The sequence below is a fragment of the Curtobacterium sp. 260 genome (genome assembly GCF_030803485.1).
In the GTDB taxonomy this organism is placed as follows: Bacteria; Actinomycetota; Actinomycetes; order Actinomycetales; family Microbacteriaceae; genus Curtobacterium.
This window is the reverse complement of the sequence record NZ_JAURUY010000001.1, coordinates 82,829-98,191: the sequence shown is the minus strand read 5'-3', so window position 1 is coordinate 98,191 and position 15,363 is coordinate 82,829. Positions and strand designations below refer to the sequence as shown.

Below are 15,363 nucleotides of genomic sequence, written 5' to 3'. Positions count from 1 at the left end.
CCTCGCCGACACATCCCACCCACTCGGCGGCACGCCCGCGGCGGGTCGTGCCCGCTCGCGCAGCCGGGCACCCCCGCCCGCCGCCCGGCGACCGCGCGCGCCTGCCGCCGGACTACGCGCCGAGGGTGCTCTCGCGGACGACGAGCGACGGGGTGACGGCCGTCGAGACCGGACTCCCGCCGGCCACGAGCTCGAGCAGCGCACGGCCCGCGATGCGACCGAGCTCGTCGAGCCGCATGTCGACGGTGGTCAGCGGGGGCCGCGACGCGAGCGCCACCACGTCCCAGTCGTCGTACCCGGTCACGGCGACGTCCCCCGGCACCGACCGCCCGGTCTCCCGCAGTCGGTCGCACACGCCACGGGCGATCTGGTCGTTCCCGCACAGCACCGCGTCCACCGCGGACGGCTCCCGGTCGAGCAGGTCGACGGCCTGCCGCCCCCAGCGCTCGGACCACTCCCCGTGCATCGGAGCGCCCACCATCCGGTCGCCGAGCACGGGGGCAGCCCCGCGCGCCCGGTCCACCGCCGACCGTGCGTCCTGCGGGCCCGTGACGACGGCGACCCGATGCCGCCCGAGTCCGACCAGGTGCGCCGCCGCAGCAGCAGCGCCGGCGGGGTCGTCGAGCGTGATCGAGACGTCCGTGGGGTCGGTGGACGGGGTCAGCGCGTAGACGACGGGCACCGGGACCGGCACCTCGATCGGCGGCCGGGCATCGGCGGAGCGGCCCGTGACGATGATGCCGTCGACGCCGCGGGCGACGAGCGACCGGAGGTAGTGGGCCTCGCGCACGTGGTCGTCGCGGGTGTCGGCGACCAGGACCATCACCTCGCCGGCGGACAGGGCGTCCTCGGCCCCGAGCAGCACCGGCATCGTGAACCGTCCGAACGAGTCCGTCGTCACCATGCCGACCGTCCACGTCCGACCGGACGACAGTGCACGGGCACGTGCGTCGCCGACGAACCCGAGCTTCTCCGCCGCGTCCTTCACCCGCGCCCGAGTCTCGTCGCGCAGCTGCCCGGTGTGGTTCAGCGCCTTCGACGCCGTCCCGATGGACACCCCGGCGAGCGCGGCGACGTCGCTGATGCGAGCGAGTCGGGCTCTGCGGTCCGTGGTCACGGCAACGTCCTTTCCGGGAGGGGGCCCGGACGACCGAGCCCGCGCCGATCCTAGGCGACTGCACGCTTGTACTGCCGCACCACCTGTCGTACAGTCATCCCGGAAAGCGCTTTCCGCACGGACGGCCGCCAGTCAGACGCAAGGAGGCGCCATGACCACCACGACCGGAACCCCGACGGCCACCCCCGCGACGGGACGCGGGGCGCGGACCGCGACCCCGGTCCTCCCGACCGCAGGTGCGCACCTGGCGTCCCGTCCGCTCCCCGCCGGTGATGCGCGCATCACCGGGGGCTTCTGGGCACTGCGCCAGGACCGCAACGGTCGCGACGCCGTCCGCAGCGGGTACGAGCGCCTCCGCGACGCAGGGAACTTCCGGAACCTGCGCATCGCCGCGGGTGACGAGCAGGGCGAGGCGGTCGGGCCGATCTTCATGGACTCCGACGTGACGAAGTGGCTCGAGGCCGTTGCGTGGGAGTACGGCCGGGCCCCGGCCGACGACCTGCTCGAGCTGCAGCGCGAGGTGACGGCGCTCTACGCCAGGGCGCAGGCGGAGGACGGCTACCTCGACTCGGTGCAGCAGGTCCGGGGCGGGGGCGAGCGGTACGTCGACCTGAAGTGGAGCCACGAGATGTACTGCGCCGGGCACCTGTACCAGGCCGCGGTCGCGCAGCACCGCGCCACGGGTGACACCGGTCTGCTCGAGGTGGCCGTGCGGAACGCCGACCACCTCGTCCGGACGTTCGGCCCGGGTGACGACCGCACCCAGGACGTCGACGGCCACCCCGTCGTCGAGATGGGGCTCGTCGAGCTGTACCGCGAGACCGGCACCCGCGCCTACCTCGACCTGGCGCACTGGTTCGTCGACGCCCGCGGGCGCGGCATCATCGAGCGCGCCGGCGGCGAGCCGACGTACTTCTCCGACCGGGTCCCCGTCCGCGAGGCCACCACCGTCGAGGGCCACGCCGTCCGCGCCGTCTACCTGGCCGCCGGCGCCGTGGACGTCGCGATCGAGACCGGCGACACCGAGCTCCTCACGGCGAGCGAGCGCCAGTTCGCGGACATGACGGCCACGAAGGCGTTCATCACCGGCGGCCTCGGCGCCCGCTGGGACTGGGAGGCGTTCGGCGACCCGTACGAGCTCCCGACGGACCGCGGCTACGCCGAGACGTGCGCGGCCATCGGCGGCATCCAGTGGGCGTGGCGGCTGCTGCTCGCGACGGGGAAGCCCGTGTACGCCGATGCGATCGAGCGCCTGCTCTACAACGCGTTCCTGCCCGGCGTGAGCCTCGCCGGCACCGAGTACTTCTACGTCAACCCGCTGCAGCACCGCGACGGCGCGCACCAGGACGAGAACCGCTCCCCCGCCCACGGACGTCGCGGCTGGTTCGACTGCGCCTGCTGCCCGCCGAACATCATGCGCACGTTCGCGAGCCTCGACGGGTACCTGGCGACGGCGACCGACGGCGGCCTGCAGGTCCACCAGTACGCGGACGCCGACCTCGGCCCCGTCCGCCTCGCGACCGGCTACCCGCACGACGGCCGCGTGGTCGTCACGGTGACCGAGGACGGCCCCCTGGCGCTCGGACTCCGCATCCCGGCGTGGTCGGACACCACCACCGTGACCACCCCCGACGGCACCGCGACCCCGGAGCCCGGCACCCTGCACGTGGTCGAGCGCGCGTGGACGGCCGGTGACACCGTCGAGCTCGCCTTCGACACGACGCCGCACCGCTACGTGGCGGACCCCCGCATCGACGCGGCACGGGGCCAGGTGGCGATCGAGCGCGGGCCGCTCGTCTACGCCGTCGAGCAGGCGGACCAGCAGGGCTTCACGGTCGACGACCTGACGGTCGACGCGAGCGCGCCGGTCACCGAGGAGCGCCGCGACGACCTGCTCGACGGCGTCGTCACGCTGCGCGTCGCCGGGCACGCTCCGGCGCGGTACGAGCAGGCGGCGTGGCCGTACCGACGGCTGGAGCGGACGGGAGGCGCGACGCACCCCGCCGACGCGACCCCCGTCACCCACGCGGCCGGCTCCGCGACCGCAGCCGGCCCCGCCGACACGACCCCCGTCACCGACGCGGCCGGCTCCGCGACCACGGCCGGTCCCGCCGACGCGACCACCGGCCTCCAGGCCGTCACCGCGACCGCCGTGCCGTACTACGCCTGGGCGAACCGCGGCCCCGCACCGATGCGCGTCTGGCTCCCGCTCGCCCACTGAGCGCGGCACCGCTCAGGTCACGCGACGTGCCGTCCGTCCGCGCGACGGACGGCACGTCGTCCGACCGGGACGACCGCTGACGGCACGTCGTGCGACCGGGACGACCGGCGCCGCCGCTCAGGCGGAGCGCCGCACCACGAGCTCGGGCAGCAGCAGCGTCTCGTCGAGGGGCTCCCCCTCGACGACGGCCCGGACCGCCTCGAGCACCCGCTGCCCCATCGCCATGAAGTCCTGGCGCACGGTGGTGAGCGGCGGGGTGAAGTGCGCGGCCTCGGGGATGTCGTCGAACCCCACCACGGCGATGTCGTCCGGCACGCGGAGTCCCTCGTCGGCGAAGGCGTGCAGCACCCCGAGCGCCATCTGGTCGTTGCCGGCGAAGACCGCGTCGACCGCGTGCACGTCGATCGTCCGCGCCGCCGCGAAGCCGCTCGCCGGGGTCCAGTCGCCGTCGAGCACGACCGGTTCGAGTCCGGCTCCGCGCATGATCCGCCCGTAGGTCTCCCGGCGGACCTCGGACTCCTGGGACACCGCGGGTCCGGCGATGTGCACGACCCGGCGGTGCCCTCGGGCGAACAGGTGCTCCATCACGAGGGTGGTGCCCGCGGCCTGGTCGATCGCGACGGCGGCGACACTGCGTGCCGCCGGGGTCCGGACGGCGTCGCGCTGCACGGCGTTCGCGACGACGACCGGCACGGTGACCGGGATCGTCAGCGACGCGAGCGCGTCGAGCACGCGGTTGTCGGCGGCGACCAGCACGATCGCGGCGACGTCCTGCGCGAGCAGCGTGGTGAGCGCCCCGGACAGGTCCACGGGGCGCGGGTCGTCCGGCAGCGTCGAGAGCAGCACGTGGTACCCGGCCGAGCGCGCGGCCCGCTCGAAGCCGACCGCGGTGCTCGAGGGTCCGTACAGCGCGTCGCCCGCGGTGATGATGCCGAGCGCGCGACTGCGTCCGCCGGCGAGGGCACGGGCGGCGGCACGCGGTCGGTAGCCGAGCTCGGCCACGGCGTCGGTGACCTGCGACCGGTAGGCGTCGCGGACGGTCGGATCGCCGTTGATCACGCGGGAGACGGTCTGGTGGGAGACCCCGGCGCGCTCGGCGACGTCGAAGATCGTCGGGGCCTTCCGGCGTCTGCCGCCGGGGCCCCCGAGCGCGGTCGTTGTCGTCACGTGGCCGAGCGTAGCGTCCGGTCCGCTCGGCGCAACAACATCTCGGAACGGTCACGACGAGTTGACACCCCGGTACGGAACCCTCAGTATGTGAGCGCTCACACGAGCACATCCCACGGGGCACAGCAGCCCCAGCACCTGAGCGCGTCGAGGACGACGCGAGAGGAACAGAGGTACTTCGATGATGAAGCGCAGGATCATCGCGGGGGTCGCGGCCCTCGGCATCGCGTTCTCCCTGGCAGCATGCTCGGCCGGCGGCCGTGCGTCCACCGAGGGCGGCGGCGACACCGCGGACGGCAACAAGGGCGCCCTCGTCGGCGTCGCGATGCCGACCAAGGTCTCCGAGCGGTGGATCAAGGACGGCAACGCCGTCAAGAGCGACCTCGAGAAGGCCGGCTACAAGGTCGACCTCGAGTACGGCGACAACAAGGTCCAGCAGCAGGCCCAGCAGGTCAGCAACATGATCACCAAGGGCGCGAAGGTCCTGATCATCGCGTCGATCGACGGTGGTGCACTCTCCGACCAGCTCGACGCCGCCGCCAAGGCCGGCATCAAGGTCATCTCGTACGACCGCCTGCTCACCGGCAACAAGAACGTCGACTACTACGTGTCGTTCGACAACTACAAGGTCGGCGTCGACCAGGCCACCTCGCTCCTCACCGGGCTCGGCGTGCTGGACGACAAGGGCGAGAAGACCGGCAAGAAGGGCCCCTTCAACATCGAGGTCTTCGCCGGCTCGCTCGACGACAACAACGCCGGGTTCTTCTTCAACGGCGCGATGGACACCCTCAAGCCGTACCTCGAGGACGGCACGCTGAAGATCGGCTCCGGCCAGGACCAGCTCTCGCAGGCCGCCACGCAGCAGTGGGACCCGGCGACCGCCAAGGCCCGCATGCAGAACCTCGTCGCGTCGACGTACTCCGGCGGCACGAAGCTCGACGGCGTGCTCTCGCCCTACGACGGCATGTCGATCGGCATCATCTCGGCCCTGCAGGGCGCCGGCTACGGCTCGGGTGACCGTCCGCTGCCGATCGTGACCGGCCAGGACGCCGAGGCCGCCTCGGTCAAGTCGATCATCGCGGGCCAGCAGTACTCCACCATCTACAAGGACACCCGCAAGCTCGCGAAGCAGTCCGTGACGATGGCCGAGGACCTGCTCTCCGGCAAGACCCCCGAGGTCAACGACACCAAGAGCTACGACAACAAGGTCAAGGTCGTCCCGACCTACCTGTTCCAGCCCACGGTGGTGACGAAGGCCAACTACAAGGAGGTCCTCGTCGACAGCGGGTACTACACCGAAGCCGACCTCAAGTAGGACGCAACCATCCACAGGACTGGAGGCGCGGTGCACCCCCGCACCGCGCCTCCAGTCCGTCTCCACTCGCGCCCAGGCGCGGACGACGGAAAGGCGGTCCACATGGCGGACACCATCCTCGAGATGCGGGACATCACCAAGACCTTCCCCGGTGTGAAGGCGCTCCAGGGCGTCTCGATCGAGGTCGAGCGCGGTCAGGTCCACGCGATCTGCGGCGAGAACGGCGCCGGCAAGTCGACCCTGATGAAGGTGCTGTCGGGCGTCTACCCGCACGGCTCCTTCGACGGCGAGATCCTGCTCGACGGCAAGCCGGTGCAGTTCGGTGACATCAACGGCTCCGAGAAGGCGGGCGTGGTGATCATCCACCAGGAGCTCGCCCTCAGCCCGTTCCTGTCGATCGCCGAGAACATCTTCCTCGGCAACGAGCGCGTCAAGGGCGGGCTCATCGACTGGAACCAGACGAACCTCGAGGCGGCGGCGCTGCTCAAGCGCGTCGGACTCAGGGACAACCCGGTCACCAAGGTCACGGACATCGGTGTCGGCAAGCAGCAGCTCGTCGAGATCGCGAAGGCGCTCTCGAAGGAGGTCCGGCTCCTCATCCTCGACGAGCCGACCGCCGCGCTGAACGACGACGACTCGGAGCACCTGCTCGAGCTCATCCGCTCGCTGCAGGCCGAGGGCATGACGGCGATCATCATCAGCCACAAGCTCAACGAGATCAAGGCGATCGCGGACAAGGTCACGATCATCCGCGACGGCAAGACCATCGAGACGCTCGACATGCACGCCGACGACGTCTCCGAGGACCGGATCATCCGCGGCATGGTCGGTCGCGACCTGTCCAGCCGCTACCCGGAGCGCGAGCCGAAGATCGGCGAGGAGCTCCTGCGCATCGAGGACTGGACCGTCCACCACCCGCTCGACGGCTCCCGCGAGATCATCCACCAGGTGAACCTGAACGTCCGCGCGGGCGAGGTCGTCGGCATCGCCGGCCTGATGGGCGCCGGCCGCACCGAGCTCGCGATGAGCGTCTTCGGGCACTCGTACGGCACCGGCATCTCCGGCACCGTCTACAAGCGCGGCGTGCCGATCAAGACGAACACGGTGACCCGGGCGATCGACAACGGCATCGCCTACGCCACCGAGGACCGCAAGCGGTACGGCCTCAACCTCATCGACGACATCAAGCGGAACATCTCCGGCTCGGCACTGGGCAAGCTCGCCGACTGGGGCTTCGTGAACGCGTCGAAGGAGACCACCGTCGCCGGCGGCTTCCTGAAGAGCATGAACATCAAGGCGCCGAACGTCGACGCCGTGACGGGCAAGCTCTCCGGCGGCAACCAGCAGAAGGTCGTCCTGTCGAAGTGGATGTACGCCGACCCGGACGTGCTCATCCTCGACGAACCGACCCGCGGCATCGACGTCGGCGCGAAGTACGAGATCTACACGCTCATCAACGACCTGGCCGACCAGGGCAAGGGCGTCATCGTGATCTCGTCCGAGCTGCCCGAGCTGCTCGGCATCTGCGACCGCATCTACACACTCTCCGAGGGCACGATCACCGCTGACGTGCCCCGCTCCGAGGCCACGCCAGAGGTCCTCATGCAGTACATGACCCAGGAACGGGAGACCCCAGTCAATGAACGCGCTTAAGTCCGCCGCCGGCTACCTCACCGGGCAGCTCCGACAGATCGGCCTGTTCATCGCGCTGATCGTCATCGTCATCTTCTTCCAGGTGGCGACGAACGGCATCACGCTGGCCCCGATCAACGTCTCGAACATCATCGTCCAGAACAGCTACATCCTGATCCTGGCGATCGGCATGGTGATGGTGATCATCGCCGGCCACATCGACCTGTCCGTCGGGTCGGTCGTCGCCTTCAGCGGTGCGATGGCGGGCGTCATGATCACCCAGTGGGGCCTCCCCTGGCCGGTCGCGGCGCTCCTCTGCCTGGTCGTCGGCGCCCTCGTCGGTGCCTGGCAGGGCTTCTGGATCGCGTACTTCGGCATCCCGGCGTTCATCGTGACGCTCGCCGGCATGCTCGCGTTCCGCGGCGCCACCCAGATCGTGCTGCAGAACCAGCAGATCTCGCCGTTCCCGGAGGGCTTCCGCTCGCTCGGATCCGGCTTCCTGCCGTCGTTCGGCACCACGGGCTACGAGCCGCTCACGATGATCCTCGGCATCGCGGCCGCCGCCGTCATGGTGATCTCGGCCTTCCGGGGCCGCATCACGCGTCGCAAGTACCAGCTCGAGAGCGAGCCGTTCGCCTGGTTCATCGTGAAGACGGCCTTCGGCGCCGCGCTCGTGATCTACGTGGCGCTGCTCCTCGCCAGCTACAACGGCACCCCGATCGTGCTCGTCGTCCTCGGTCTGCTCGTGGTCGTCTACTCGGTCGTCATGCGCAGCTCGGTGTTCGGCCGCCACGTGTACGCGATCGGTGGCAACGCCCTCGCCGCGCAGCTGTCCGGCGTCAAGACGAAGCGCGTCACGTTCCTGCTCTTCGTGAACATGGGCGTCATCGCGGCCCTGGCGGGCGTGGTCTTCACGGGCCAGCTCAACCTGGCTGCCCCGGGCGCCGGCAACGGCTTCGAGCTCGACGCCATCGCGGCCGTGTTCATCGGTGGCGCCGCCGTCACCGGCGGCATCGGTACGGTGCCGGGTGCGATCGTCGGTGGTCTCATCATCGGCATCCTGAACAACGGCATGTCGATCCTCGGTGTCGGCACCGAGTTCCAGTCCCTCATCAAGGGCCTGGTGCTGCTCGCCGCCGTCGCGTTCGACGTGTTCAACAAGCGCCGGGCGGCGTCCGCGCGCAAGTAGCGGTCGATCCCCCTTCGCCGAGGCTCGGGTCGGCGGACAGTTCCGTGGTCGTGGGACCGCGGAACCGTCCGCCGGCCCGAGTCTCGTTCTGTACGCGGAAGCGTCAGGCGGTCAGGACGGCCCAGGCGGCGGCCGGGAGGCGCAGGGTGCCGTCCCGCAGGTCGCCCCCGCCCGCCTCGACCCGCGTCGCGTCGGCTGCGGGCACCTCCACCGGGTCGTCGGCCAGGTTCAGGGCGGTCACCACCGCGGCGTCGGCCGTCGCGGTGCGCAGGACCACGGCCGTGTTGGTCAGGTGGACGACGTCGGTGTGCGCCCGGTGCAGCCAGGGGTTCCGCCGACGCAGGGCGACGAGGGCCTCGTGCGCGTGGGTCAGGTCGTCCGGCTCGGGCGGCGTCGCGGGCAGCTCCGGACGGACGGCGTCGTCGCCACCCTCGCGTTCCTCCTTGACCCCGGTCCAGCCGTACTCGTCCCCCGCGTAGACCACGGGGGTGCCGGCCACGGTGAACAGCACCGCGGCGGCGTGCCCGGCGAACCGCTCCCCCACCGCGCTCGCGATCCGCGTCACGTCGTGGTTGCCGACGAACGTGGTGGGGACGAACGTCGCGAGCAGGGCATCGTGCCGCTCCACGGCGTGTGCCAGCTCGAAGCAGTTCCGGTCGGCGATCCCGTGCCAGACCGCCTGCCACAGCTCGTACTGCGTGGTGGAGTCCATCGTCGACGCCGCGACGATCGCGGCTGCGTCACCGTGGATGACCTCGCCGCTGAACCAGGCGTCGGGGTACTGCTCGCGCACCCGCGGCAGCACCCGTGCCCAGAACGACGGCGGTACCGCGTACGCGGCGTCGAGCCGCCAACCGTCGACCCCGCGGGCGAGCCAGTAGGTCATCACCTCGACCACCAGGTCCTCGGCGGTGCGGCCCTCGTGGTCGAGCGCGACGAGGATGTCGTGCCCCTCGAAGTCGCGGACCGGCACGGGGTCCCCGGCCTGCCAACCGGACCGCTCGACCGCGAAGAGCTCCGCGGTCGGGGCGTCCGGGCCCTGCTCCTCGAGCGCACGGAAGGCGGGGTGCTCGCGCCCGACGTGGTTGAACACGCCGTCGAGCACGACCCGGACACCGCGCTCGTGGGCGGCCCCGACCAGCTCGACGAGCTCGGCCTCGTCGCCGAGTCGGGGGTCGACCCGGAAGTGGTCGACGGTGTCGTACCCGTGCGTCGAGCTCGCGGAGACCGGCCCGAGCAGCAGGCCGTTCAGCCCGAGGGCGACGACGTGGTCGAGCCAGGGCACGAGCCGCTGGAGCCGGTGCTCGACCGGACGGTCGTCGACGGGCGTCGTCGGACGGACCTCGGCGCCGACCGCGCCGAGCGGGTAGACGTGCCACCACATCGCGTGCTCGACCCAGGCGGGTCCGTGCGGGCGGGGGACGTTCGGTTCGGGCTCCACCGGTCCGATCGTGCCAGCCGAGCCTGTGCTGTGGGTCGTGTCGGACCGCAGGACCAGGATGGTGCGCATGGGACGAGCGATCAGGACCGCTGCGGACGCCTCGGCATCGCAGGAGGCGCACGCGGAACGGACCTGCGCGTCGTGCGGTCGGCGGATGCCGTCGTCCGCCTCCCCCGACGCGAAGTGGTGCTCGGCTGCGTGCCGGAAGCACGGCGTCGACGCCACCGACCGTGCCCTGGAACAGCGGATCGACGAGCTGCTCGCCGCCCGTGCACGGACGTCGAGCATCTGCCCGTCCGAGGTCGCGCGGTCCCTCGAGCCCGACGACTGGCGACCCCTGATGGAGCCCGCCCGACGAGCAGCACGCCGCATGGTCGCGCGGGGTGAGGTCGAGATCACCCAGCACGGCAGCGTGGTCGACCCGTCCACGGCGAAGGGGCCGATCCGGATCCGACGCCCCCGGTAGGGAACACCTGTCGTCGGCGCGCGTTGCACCCGACGATGACGACCACCACAGAACCGACCCCCGCCCGCCCCGAAGCCCTCGTCGTGGGTGCCAGCGGCATCACCGGCTCCGCCCTCGTCGACCACCTGCTCGGTCTCGGGTGGGACGTGACCGCGCTCTCCCGTCGGCCGCTCGCGCGCGACGGTGTCCGGGCCGTCGCCGCCGACCTCCGCGACCCGGACTCGCTGACGGCGGCCCTCGCCGACGAGCGGCCCACGCACGTGTTCTTCACCGCGTGGCAGCGCCAGGAAACCGAAGCCGAGAACATCCGCGTGAACGGCGGCATGGTCCGCGACCTGCTCGCCGCGCTGTCCCACGCGCCGCTCGCCCACGTCGCCCTGGTGACCGGGCTGAAGCACTACCTCGGCCCGTTCGAGGCGTACGCGGCGGGCGAGATGCCGGACACGCCCTTCCACGAGGAGGAGCCGCGGCTCGACACCCCGAACTTCTACTACGCGCAGGAGGACGAGCTCTTCGCCGCAGCCGAGCGCCAGGGGTTCACGTGGTCGGTGCACCGCTCGCACACCGTCATCGGGTACGCCGTCGGCAACGCCATGAACATGGGCCTGACCATCGCCGTGCAGGCCACCCTCGCGAAGGAGCTCGGCCTGGACTTCGTGTTCCCGGGCAGCGAGGCGCAGTGGAACGGGCTGACCGACATGACCGACGCCGGCATCCTCGCCGAGCACATGGTCTGGGCATCCACCAGCCCCGAGGGTGCGGACGAGCCGTTCAACGTCGTGAACGGTGACGTGTTCCGGTGGCGGTGGATGTGGCCGCGCCTCGCCGCACGCCTCGGCGTCGACCCGGCTCGGGTCGTCGGCTACCAGGACCGTCCTCGGCCGCTCGAGGAACAGATGGCTCCGCACGAGGGCGCGTGGGCCGGCATCGCCGAGCGGTACGGGCTGGCCGAGCCGGACGTCACGCGGCTGGCCTCGTGGTGGCACACCGACGCCGACCTCGGCCGGGCGATGGAGGTCGTGACCGACATGGGCAAGAGCCGCGAGGCGGGCTTCACCGCCTTCCGCCGGACCGAGCGGGCCTTCACCGACCTGTTCGACCGCTACCGCGCCGAGCGGCTCGTCCCGTAGGCGTACCCCGCGCGACCCGGTCGGGGTACACGAACCTCCGACCGGGCCGCGAGTCGGGGCCAGCGCCCTGGTTGTCTCGGTTCCACAGACGCCGGGAGCCCTCGGCGGTTCCCGGAGGAAGGAAGACACCATGTCGCTCGGAGACAAGGCCAAGGACGTCACCCAGAAGGTCGCCGGCAAGGTCGAGGAGGCCGTCGGCAAGAAGACCGACGACGCCGAGCTCACGCACCAGGGCCAGAAGGACCAGGTCATGGGCGAGGGTCGCCTCGACAAGGAGAAGGCCAAGGACGCGTTCGACGGCAAGTGAGCCTCGCGCTCTGACGCCCGTACCGCTCGAGCGGTGCGGGCGTTCGTCGTTCCGGGGCGAGGTGCCTAGAAGGCGTACCGGATGCGGCAGGACGGCAGGTGCTCCGCCACCAGCTCGCGGAACCGCTCGACGAGCTGCCCCTTCATGCCCGACCGGTAGCGCACGTTGACCGCACCGTTCTGCGACACCTTCTGCTCCTGCAGGTCGGGACGCCAGAGCAGGTCCTCGGCCTTCGGGTGCCACCCGAGGTTGACCTCGTGGAGGGGCTGGTTGTGCGTCAGGAAGATCACCTCGGCCGCGAGCTGCGCCTTGGCCGCGGGGGACAGCACGTCGTCGACCTGGCGCAGGAGCTCGGCCCAGTCCGACTCCCACGTCGGCGTCAGGATCACGGGCGAGAAGTTGAGGTGCACCTCGTACCCGGCGTCCACGAAGTCGTTGACCGCGGCGATCCGCTCGGCGATCGGGCTCGTGCGGATGTCGGTGACCTTCGCGGTCTCGTGCGGCATGAGCGAGAACCGGATGCGCGTGCGGCCCATCGGGTCCCAGTCGAGCAGCTCGCGGTTGACGTACTTCGTCGCGAAGGACGCCTTCGCGGTGGGCGTCATCCGGAAGAGGTCGCAGAGGTCGCGCACGTTGTCGCTGATCACCGCGTCGACCGAGCAGTCGCTGTTCTCGCCGATGTCGTAGACCCAGGCGTCCGGGTCGCACTGGTTCGGCTCGGTCTTCGGCCCCTGCTTCGCGATGTTGCGCGCCACGTGCTTCGTGATCTGCTCGATGTTCGCGAACACCGTCACCGGGTTCGAGTACCCCTTGCGCCGCGGCACGTAGCAGTAGGCGCACGCCATCGCGCACCCGTTCGCCGTCGACGGGGCGATGAAGTCGGCGGAGCGCCCGTTCGGTCGGGTGACGAGCGACTTCTTCACGCCGAGCACGAGCGCCTCGGTCTTGATCCGGACCCAGCGCTGCACGTTGCGCTCGTCGCCGTGGACCTCGGGGATGTTCCAGTGCGAGGCGACCGGCACGATCTCGGCGTCCGGCCAACGCCCGAGGACCTCCTGCCCGCGCGGGAGCTCGAGGGCAGCATCCTCGGCGTAGATCCGCTTGACGTCGAGCATGGGTCGCACGCGTGGTTCCGTCATCGACACCTGTCTACCGCCGACCACCGACGGTGCAGACTCGGGAGCATGACCGCCGAGCCCGACGACCACTTCTTCGTCGTCGACGGCCGCCGGTGGCGTCGCACCGACCCTGCGCTGCCCGACGACGTCGCCGCGGCACTGCGCTCGCACCTCGGCCGCGGGCGCAACGCCGTGCGGCAGGCGAAGCGCGCCGGCGACGAGGACGCCCTCGCCGCCGCCCGGCAGCGGAACGGCCTGGCGAAGCACGGGCTCGGCGAGCGCGGCCCCGAGTGGTGGACCCGACCCGAAGCCGACCGGATCGCCGACGCCGAGCGCGCCCTGGCCGACCTCGACGCCCTCGACGCCCTCGACGCCCTCGACGCCTGACCCTGCCCGCTACGCCTCGGTGTACCCCAGGTCGGGCTCGAGCAGCATGCAGACCGTGCGGGACGCCGAGGCGTGCAGCTCGAACACGACGACCTCGTTCCGACCGGCACGGAGCACCGGCCCCGGCACGGCCAGCGTCTGCTGCGGCCCGCGCGACCAGTACCGCCCGAGGCAGAACCCGTTCACCCAGGCGACACCCTTGCGGAAGCCGTCGAGCGACAGGTAGCGGTCCTCGGTGGACCTCAGGTCGAACGACCCGGCGGCGAGCACGGGCCCGGCCAGCACGTCACCGTCGGTGGGTGCCAGCGCCGCCAGCTGGTCGATTGCCGCCGGTGCGATCGGGTCGAGCGCGAGCGGCGCCGCCGACCACCGGGCGAGCGGCACACCGTCGACGGCCACGCCGCCGATCAGGCCCTTCGGCTCGCCGATGCGGGGGCCGTAGTCGACGCGCCCCTGGTCCTCGACGAGGAGTTCGAGCGTGCCGGTGACCGGCGGGAGCGCGATCGCCCGGTCGTGGTGCTCGCGCTCGAGCACGCCGACGACGACCCCGTCCACCGAGACGACCGCACGGTCGCGGACCTCGGTGCCGACGGTCAGGACGCCGCCGTCCGGCAGGTCGACCTCGGTCCGGTACAGCACGAAGCCGCTCGCTGCGCCGAGGGCGTCGAAGGTCGGCGGCTCGTCGTGCGTCGACCAGTCGGCGAGCGTGGGCAGCAGGGAGCGGAGCGACGCGACGCGGTCCAGGCGGACCGCGAGGTCCGTGGCGGGGGCTACTCGGGCCTCCCGGCCGCTCGAACGATCATACGATTCAAGGCGGCCCGACCCACCCTCCCGCATCGACTCGGGCAGCGGCGGGACGGGTGCGTAGCGCTCGATGACCGCGCGGAACGCGTGGAACTTCGCCGTCGGGCGACCGGCCTCGTCGAGCGGGGCGTCGTAGTCGTACGACGTCGCGATCGGCCGGTACACGCCCTTGTCGTTCGCGCCGTTGGTGAAGCCGAAGTTCGAGCCGCCGTGGAACATGTAGATGTTGACGGAGCCGCCGGCGGCGAGCAGGTCGTCGAGGTCCGACGCCGACGCGGACGCCGGGGTGGTGTGGTGGTGCTCGCCCCAGCTGTCGAACCAGCCGTCCCAGAACTCCGAGCACATGAGCGGGCCGGTCGGCTGCGCCTGGCGGAGGCGCGCGAGACGCTCCGTGGAGCGGGACCCGAAGGAGCCGGTCTTGTGCAGCGAGGGCAGCGAGCCGTCCTCGAGCATCGAGTCCATCGGCTGGTCGACGCTCGTGAACGGGACGGTCAGACCGATGGCCCGGTGCATCTCCTCGAGCGCCCGCAGGTAGGACGCGTCCGAGCCGTAGGCGCCGTACTCGTTCTCGACCTGCACGAGCACGATCGGGCCGCCCTGGTCGATCTGGCGCGGAACGAGCACCGGCGCGAGGTGCTCGAGGTACTCCTGCACGGCGGCGAGGAAGCCCGGCTCGTTCCGGCGGACGCCGACGGTGCCGTCGGCGAAGAGCCAGTAGGGCAGGCCGCCGTTCGACCACTCGGCGCAGATGTAGGGCCCGGGGCGGACGATGGCGTGCATGCCCTCGGCGGCGACCAGGTCGAGGAACCGGCCCAGGTCGAGGCCGCCGGTCAGGTCGAACACACCGGGACGCGGCGCGTGGGCGTTCCAGGCGACGTAGGTCTCGATGGTGTTGAGGCCCATCAGTTTCGCCTTGCGGATCCGGTCCTGCCAGAGGTCCGGGTGCACGCGGAAGTAGTGGATCGCGCCGGACAGGACCCGGTGCGGCTCGCCGTCGAGCAGGAAGTCGGAGTCGCCGATGGCGAAGCGCATGGTGTGTCTCTCTCGTACGACGGGGCCGTGCGGACGT

Annotated in this window: 13 protein-coding genes; 8 read left to right on the top strand and 5 right to left on the bottom strand. The window is 71.4% G+C overall.

The annotated features are described in order from the left end of the window. Positions 1–112: 112 nt before the first annotated feature. Positions 113–1,117, bottom strand: coding sequence for a LacI family DNA-binding transcriptional regulator (locus J2X59_RS00425; protein WP_326495315.1), 1,005 nt, complete (start codon positions 1,115–1,117; stop codon positions 113–115). A gap of 151 nt (positions 1,118–1,268) precedes the next feature. On the opposite strand from J2X59_RS00425, the gene J2X59_RS00420 reads away from it, so the two are divergent. Next, on the top strand, positions 1,269–3,338 hold the full coding sequence (locus tag J2X59_RS00420) for a glycoside hydrolase family 127 protein (RefSeq protein ID WP_326495314.1): 2,070 nt from the start codon (positions 1,269–1,271) through the stop codon (positions 3,336–3,338). Positions 3,339–3,455: 117 nt separating this feature from the next. On the opposite strand, the gene J2X59_RS00415 is transcribed toward J2X59_RS00420, so the two are convergent. Next, complete coding sequence (locus J2X59_RS00415; RefSeq protein WP_326495313.1) at positions 3,456–4,505, bottom strand: LacI family DNA-binding transcriptional regulator; 1,050 nt, start codon at positions 4,503–4,505, stop codon at positions 3,456–3,458. A 181-nt stretch (positions 4,506–4,686) separates the two neighbouring features. Between J2X59_RS00415 and chvE the strand changes: the two genes are divergently transcribed. From chvE to mmsB, 3 genes are all read left to right on the top strand, one after another. Next, positions 4,687–5,820, top strand: a complete 1,134-nt coding sequence (gene chvE / locus J2X59_RS00410) for a multiple monosaccharide ABC transporter substrate-binding protein (RefSeq protein ID WP_066655659.1) — start codon at positions 4,687–4,689, stop codon at positions 5,818–5,820. A 102-nt stretch (positions 5,821–5,922) separates the two neighbouring features. Continuing rightward, positions 5,923–7,473: a multiple monosaccharide ABC transporter ATP-binding protein gene (gene mmsA / locus J2X59_RS00405; protein WP_066655660.1), complete on the top strand. Its 1,551-nt coding sequence runs from the start codon at positions 5,923–5,925 to the stop codon at positions 7,471–7,473. Beyond that, the gene (mmsB, locus tag J2X59_RS00400) at positions 7,460–8,641 is read left to right on the top strand and encodes a multiple monosaccharide ABC transporter permease (RefSeq protein ID WP_066655663.1); all 1,182 of its coding nucleotides are present in this window, start codon (positions 7,460–7,462) and stop codon (positions 8,639–8,641) included. The genes mmsA and mmsB overlap by 14 nt, the downstream gene beginning before the upstream one ends. Positions 8,642–8,744: 103 nt before the next feature. Here mmsB and J2X59_RS00395 read toward each other — a convergent pair whose 3' ends face one another. Continuing rightward, the gene (locus J2X59_RS00395) at positions 8,745–10,025 is read right to left on the bottom strand and encodes an alpha-amylase family glycosyl hydrolase (RefSeq protein WP_326495569.1); all 1,281 of its coding nucleotides are present in this window, start codon (positions 10,023–10,025) and stop codon (positions 8,745–8,747) included. A gap of 124 nt (positions 10,026–10,149) precedes the next feature. Between J2X59_RS00395 and J2X59_RS00390 the strand changes: the two genes are divergently transcribed. The 3 genes from J2X59_RS00390 to J2X59_RS00380 all read left to right on the top strand — a co-directional run bounded on the left by J2X59_RS00390 (position 10,150) and on the right by J2X59_RS00380 (position 11,985). After that, entirely contained in the window at positions 10,150–10,548 is a 399-nt protein-coding gene (locus tag J2X59_RS00390) for a DUF3253 domain-containing protein (RefSeq protein ID WP_066658549.1), read from the top strand. A gap of 35 nt (positions 10,549–10,583) precedes the next feature. Next, on the top strand, positions 10,584–11,678 hold the full coding sequence (locus tag J2X59_RS00385; protein ID WP_326495312.1) for an SDR family oxidoreductase: 1,095 nt from the start codon (positions 10,584–10,586) through the stop codon (positions 11,676–11,678). A 130-nt stretch (positions 11,679–11,808) separates the two neighbouring features. Beyond that, positions 11,809–11,985, top strand: a complete 177-nt coding sequence (locus J2X59_RS00380; RefSeq protein ID WP_126891475.1) for a CsbD family protein — start codon at positions 11,809–11,811, stop codon at positions 11,983–11,985. Positions 11,986–12,050: 65 nt separating this feature from the next. On the opposite strand, the gene J2X59_RS00375 is transcribed toward J2X59_RS00380, so the two are convergent. Beyond that, positions 12,051–13,124, bottom strand: coding sequence for a spore photoproduct lyase family protein (locus J2X59_RS00375; RefSeq protein ID WP_326495311.1), 1,074 nt, complete (start codon positions 13,122–13,124; stop codon positions 12,051–12,053). A 45-nt stretch (positions 13,125–13,169) separates the two neighbouring features. Here J2X59_RS00375 and J2X59_RS00370 point away from each other — a divergent pair, with 45 nt between their 5' ends. Continuing rightward, a complete protein-coding gene (locus J2X59_RS00370; protein ID WP_326495310.1) occupies positions 13,170–13,490 on the top strand; it encodes a biopolymer transporter Tol in 321 nt (106 codons plus the stop codon). Between the two features lie 9 nt (positions 13,491–13,499). Here the strand turns inward: J2X59_RS00370 and J2X59_RS00365 are convergent, their stop codons facing one another. Next, positions 13,500–15,326, bottom strand: coding sequence for a glycoside hydrolase family 35 protein (locus tag J2X59_RS00365; RefSeq protein WP_326495309.1), 1,827 nt, complete (start codon positions 15,324–15,326; stop codon positions 13,500–13,502). Between the last annotated feature and the right edge of the window lie 37 nt (positions 15,327–15,363).

Excerpts from the sequence above, each read along its gene's own strand:
- J2X59_RS00420 (WP_326495314.1), top strand. The coding sequence starts at position 1,269 with ATGACCACCACGACCGGAACCCCGACGGCCACCCCCGCGACGGGACGC.
- chvE (WP_066655659.1), top strand. The coding sequence starts at position 4,687 with ATGATGAAGCGCAGGATCATCGCGGGGGTCGCGGCCCTCGGCATCGCG.
- mmsA (WP_066655660.1), top strand. The coding sequence starts at position 5,923 with ATGGCGGACACCATCCTCGAGATGCGGGACATCACCAAGACCTTCCCC.
- mmsB (WP_066655663.1), top strand. The coding sequence starts at position 7,460 with ATGAACGCGCTTAAGTCCGCCGCCGGCTACCTCACCGGGCAGCTCCGA.
- J2X59_RS00395 (WP_326495569.1), bottom strand. The coding sequence starts at position 10,025 with ATGTGGTGGCACGTCTACCCGCTCGGCGCGGTCGGCGCCGAGGTCCGT.
- J2X59_RS00390 (WP_066658549.1), top strand. The coding sequence starts at position 10,150 with ATGGGACGAGCGATCAGGACCGCTGCGGACGCCTCGGCATCGCAGGAG.
- J2X59_RS00385 (WP_326495312.1), top strand. The coding sequence starts at position 10,584 with ATGACGACCACCACAGAACCGACCCCCGCCCGCCCCGAAGCCCTCGTC.
- J2X59_RS00380 (WP_126891475.1), top strand. The coding sequence starts at position 11,809 with ATGTCGCTCGGAGACAAGGCCAAGGACGTCACCCAGAAGGTCGCCGGC.
- J2X59_RS00375 (WP_326495311.1), bottom strand. The coding sequence starts at position 13,124 with ATGACGGAACCACGCGTGCGACCCATGCTCGACGTCAAGCGGATCTAC.
- J2X59_RS00370 (WP_326495310.1), top strand. The coding sequence starts at position 13,170 with ATGACCGCCGAGCCCGACGACCACTTCTTCGTCGTCGACGGCCGCCGG.
- J2X59_RS00365 (WP_326495309.1), bottom strand. The coding sequence starts at position 15,326 with ATGCGCTTCGCCATCGGCGACTCCGACTTCCTGCTCGACGGCGAGCCG.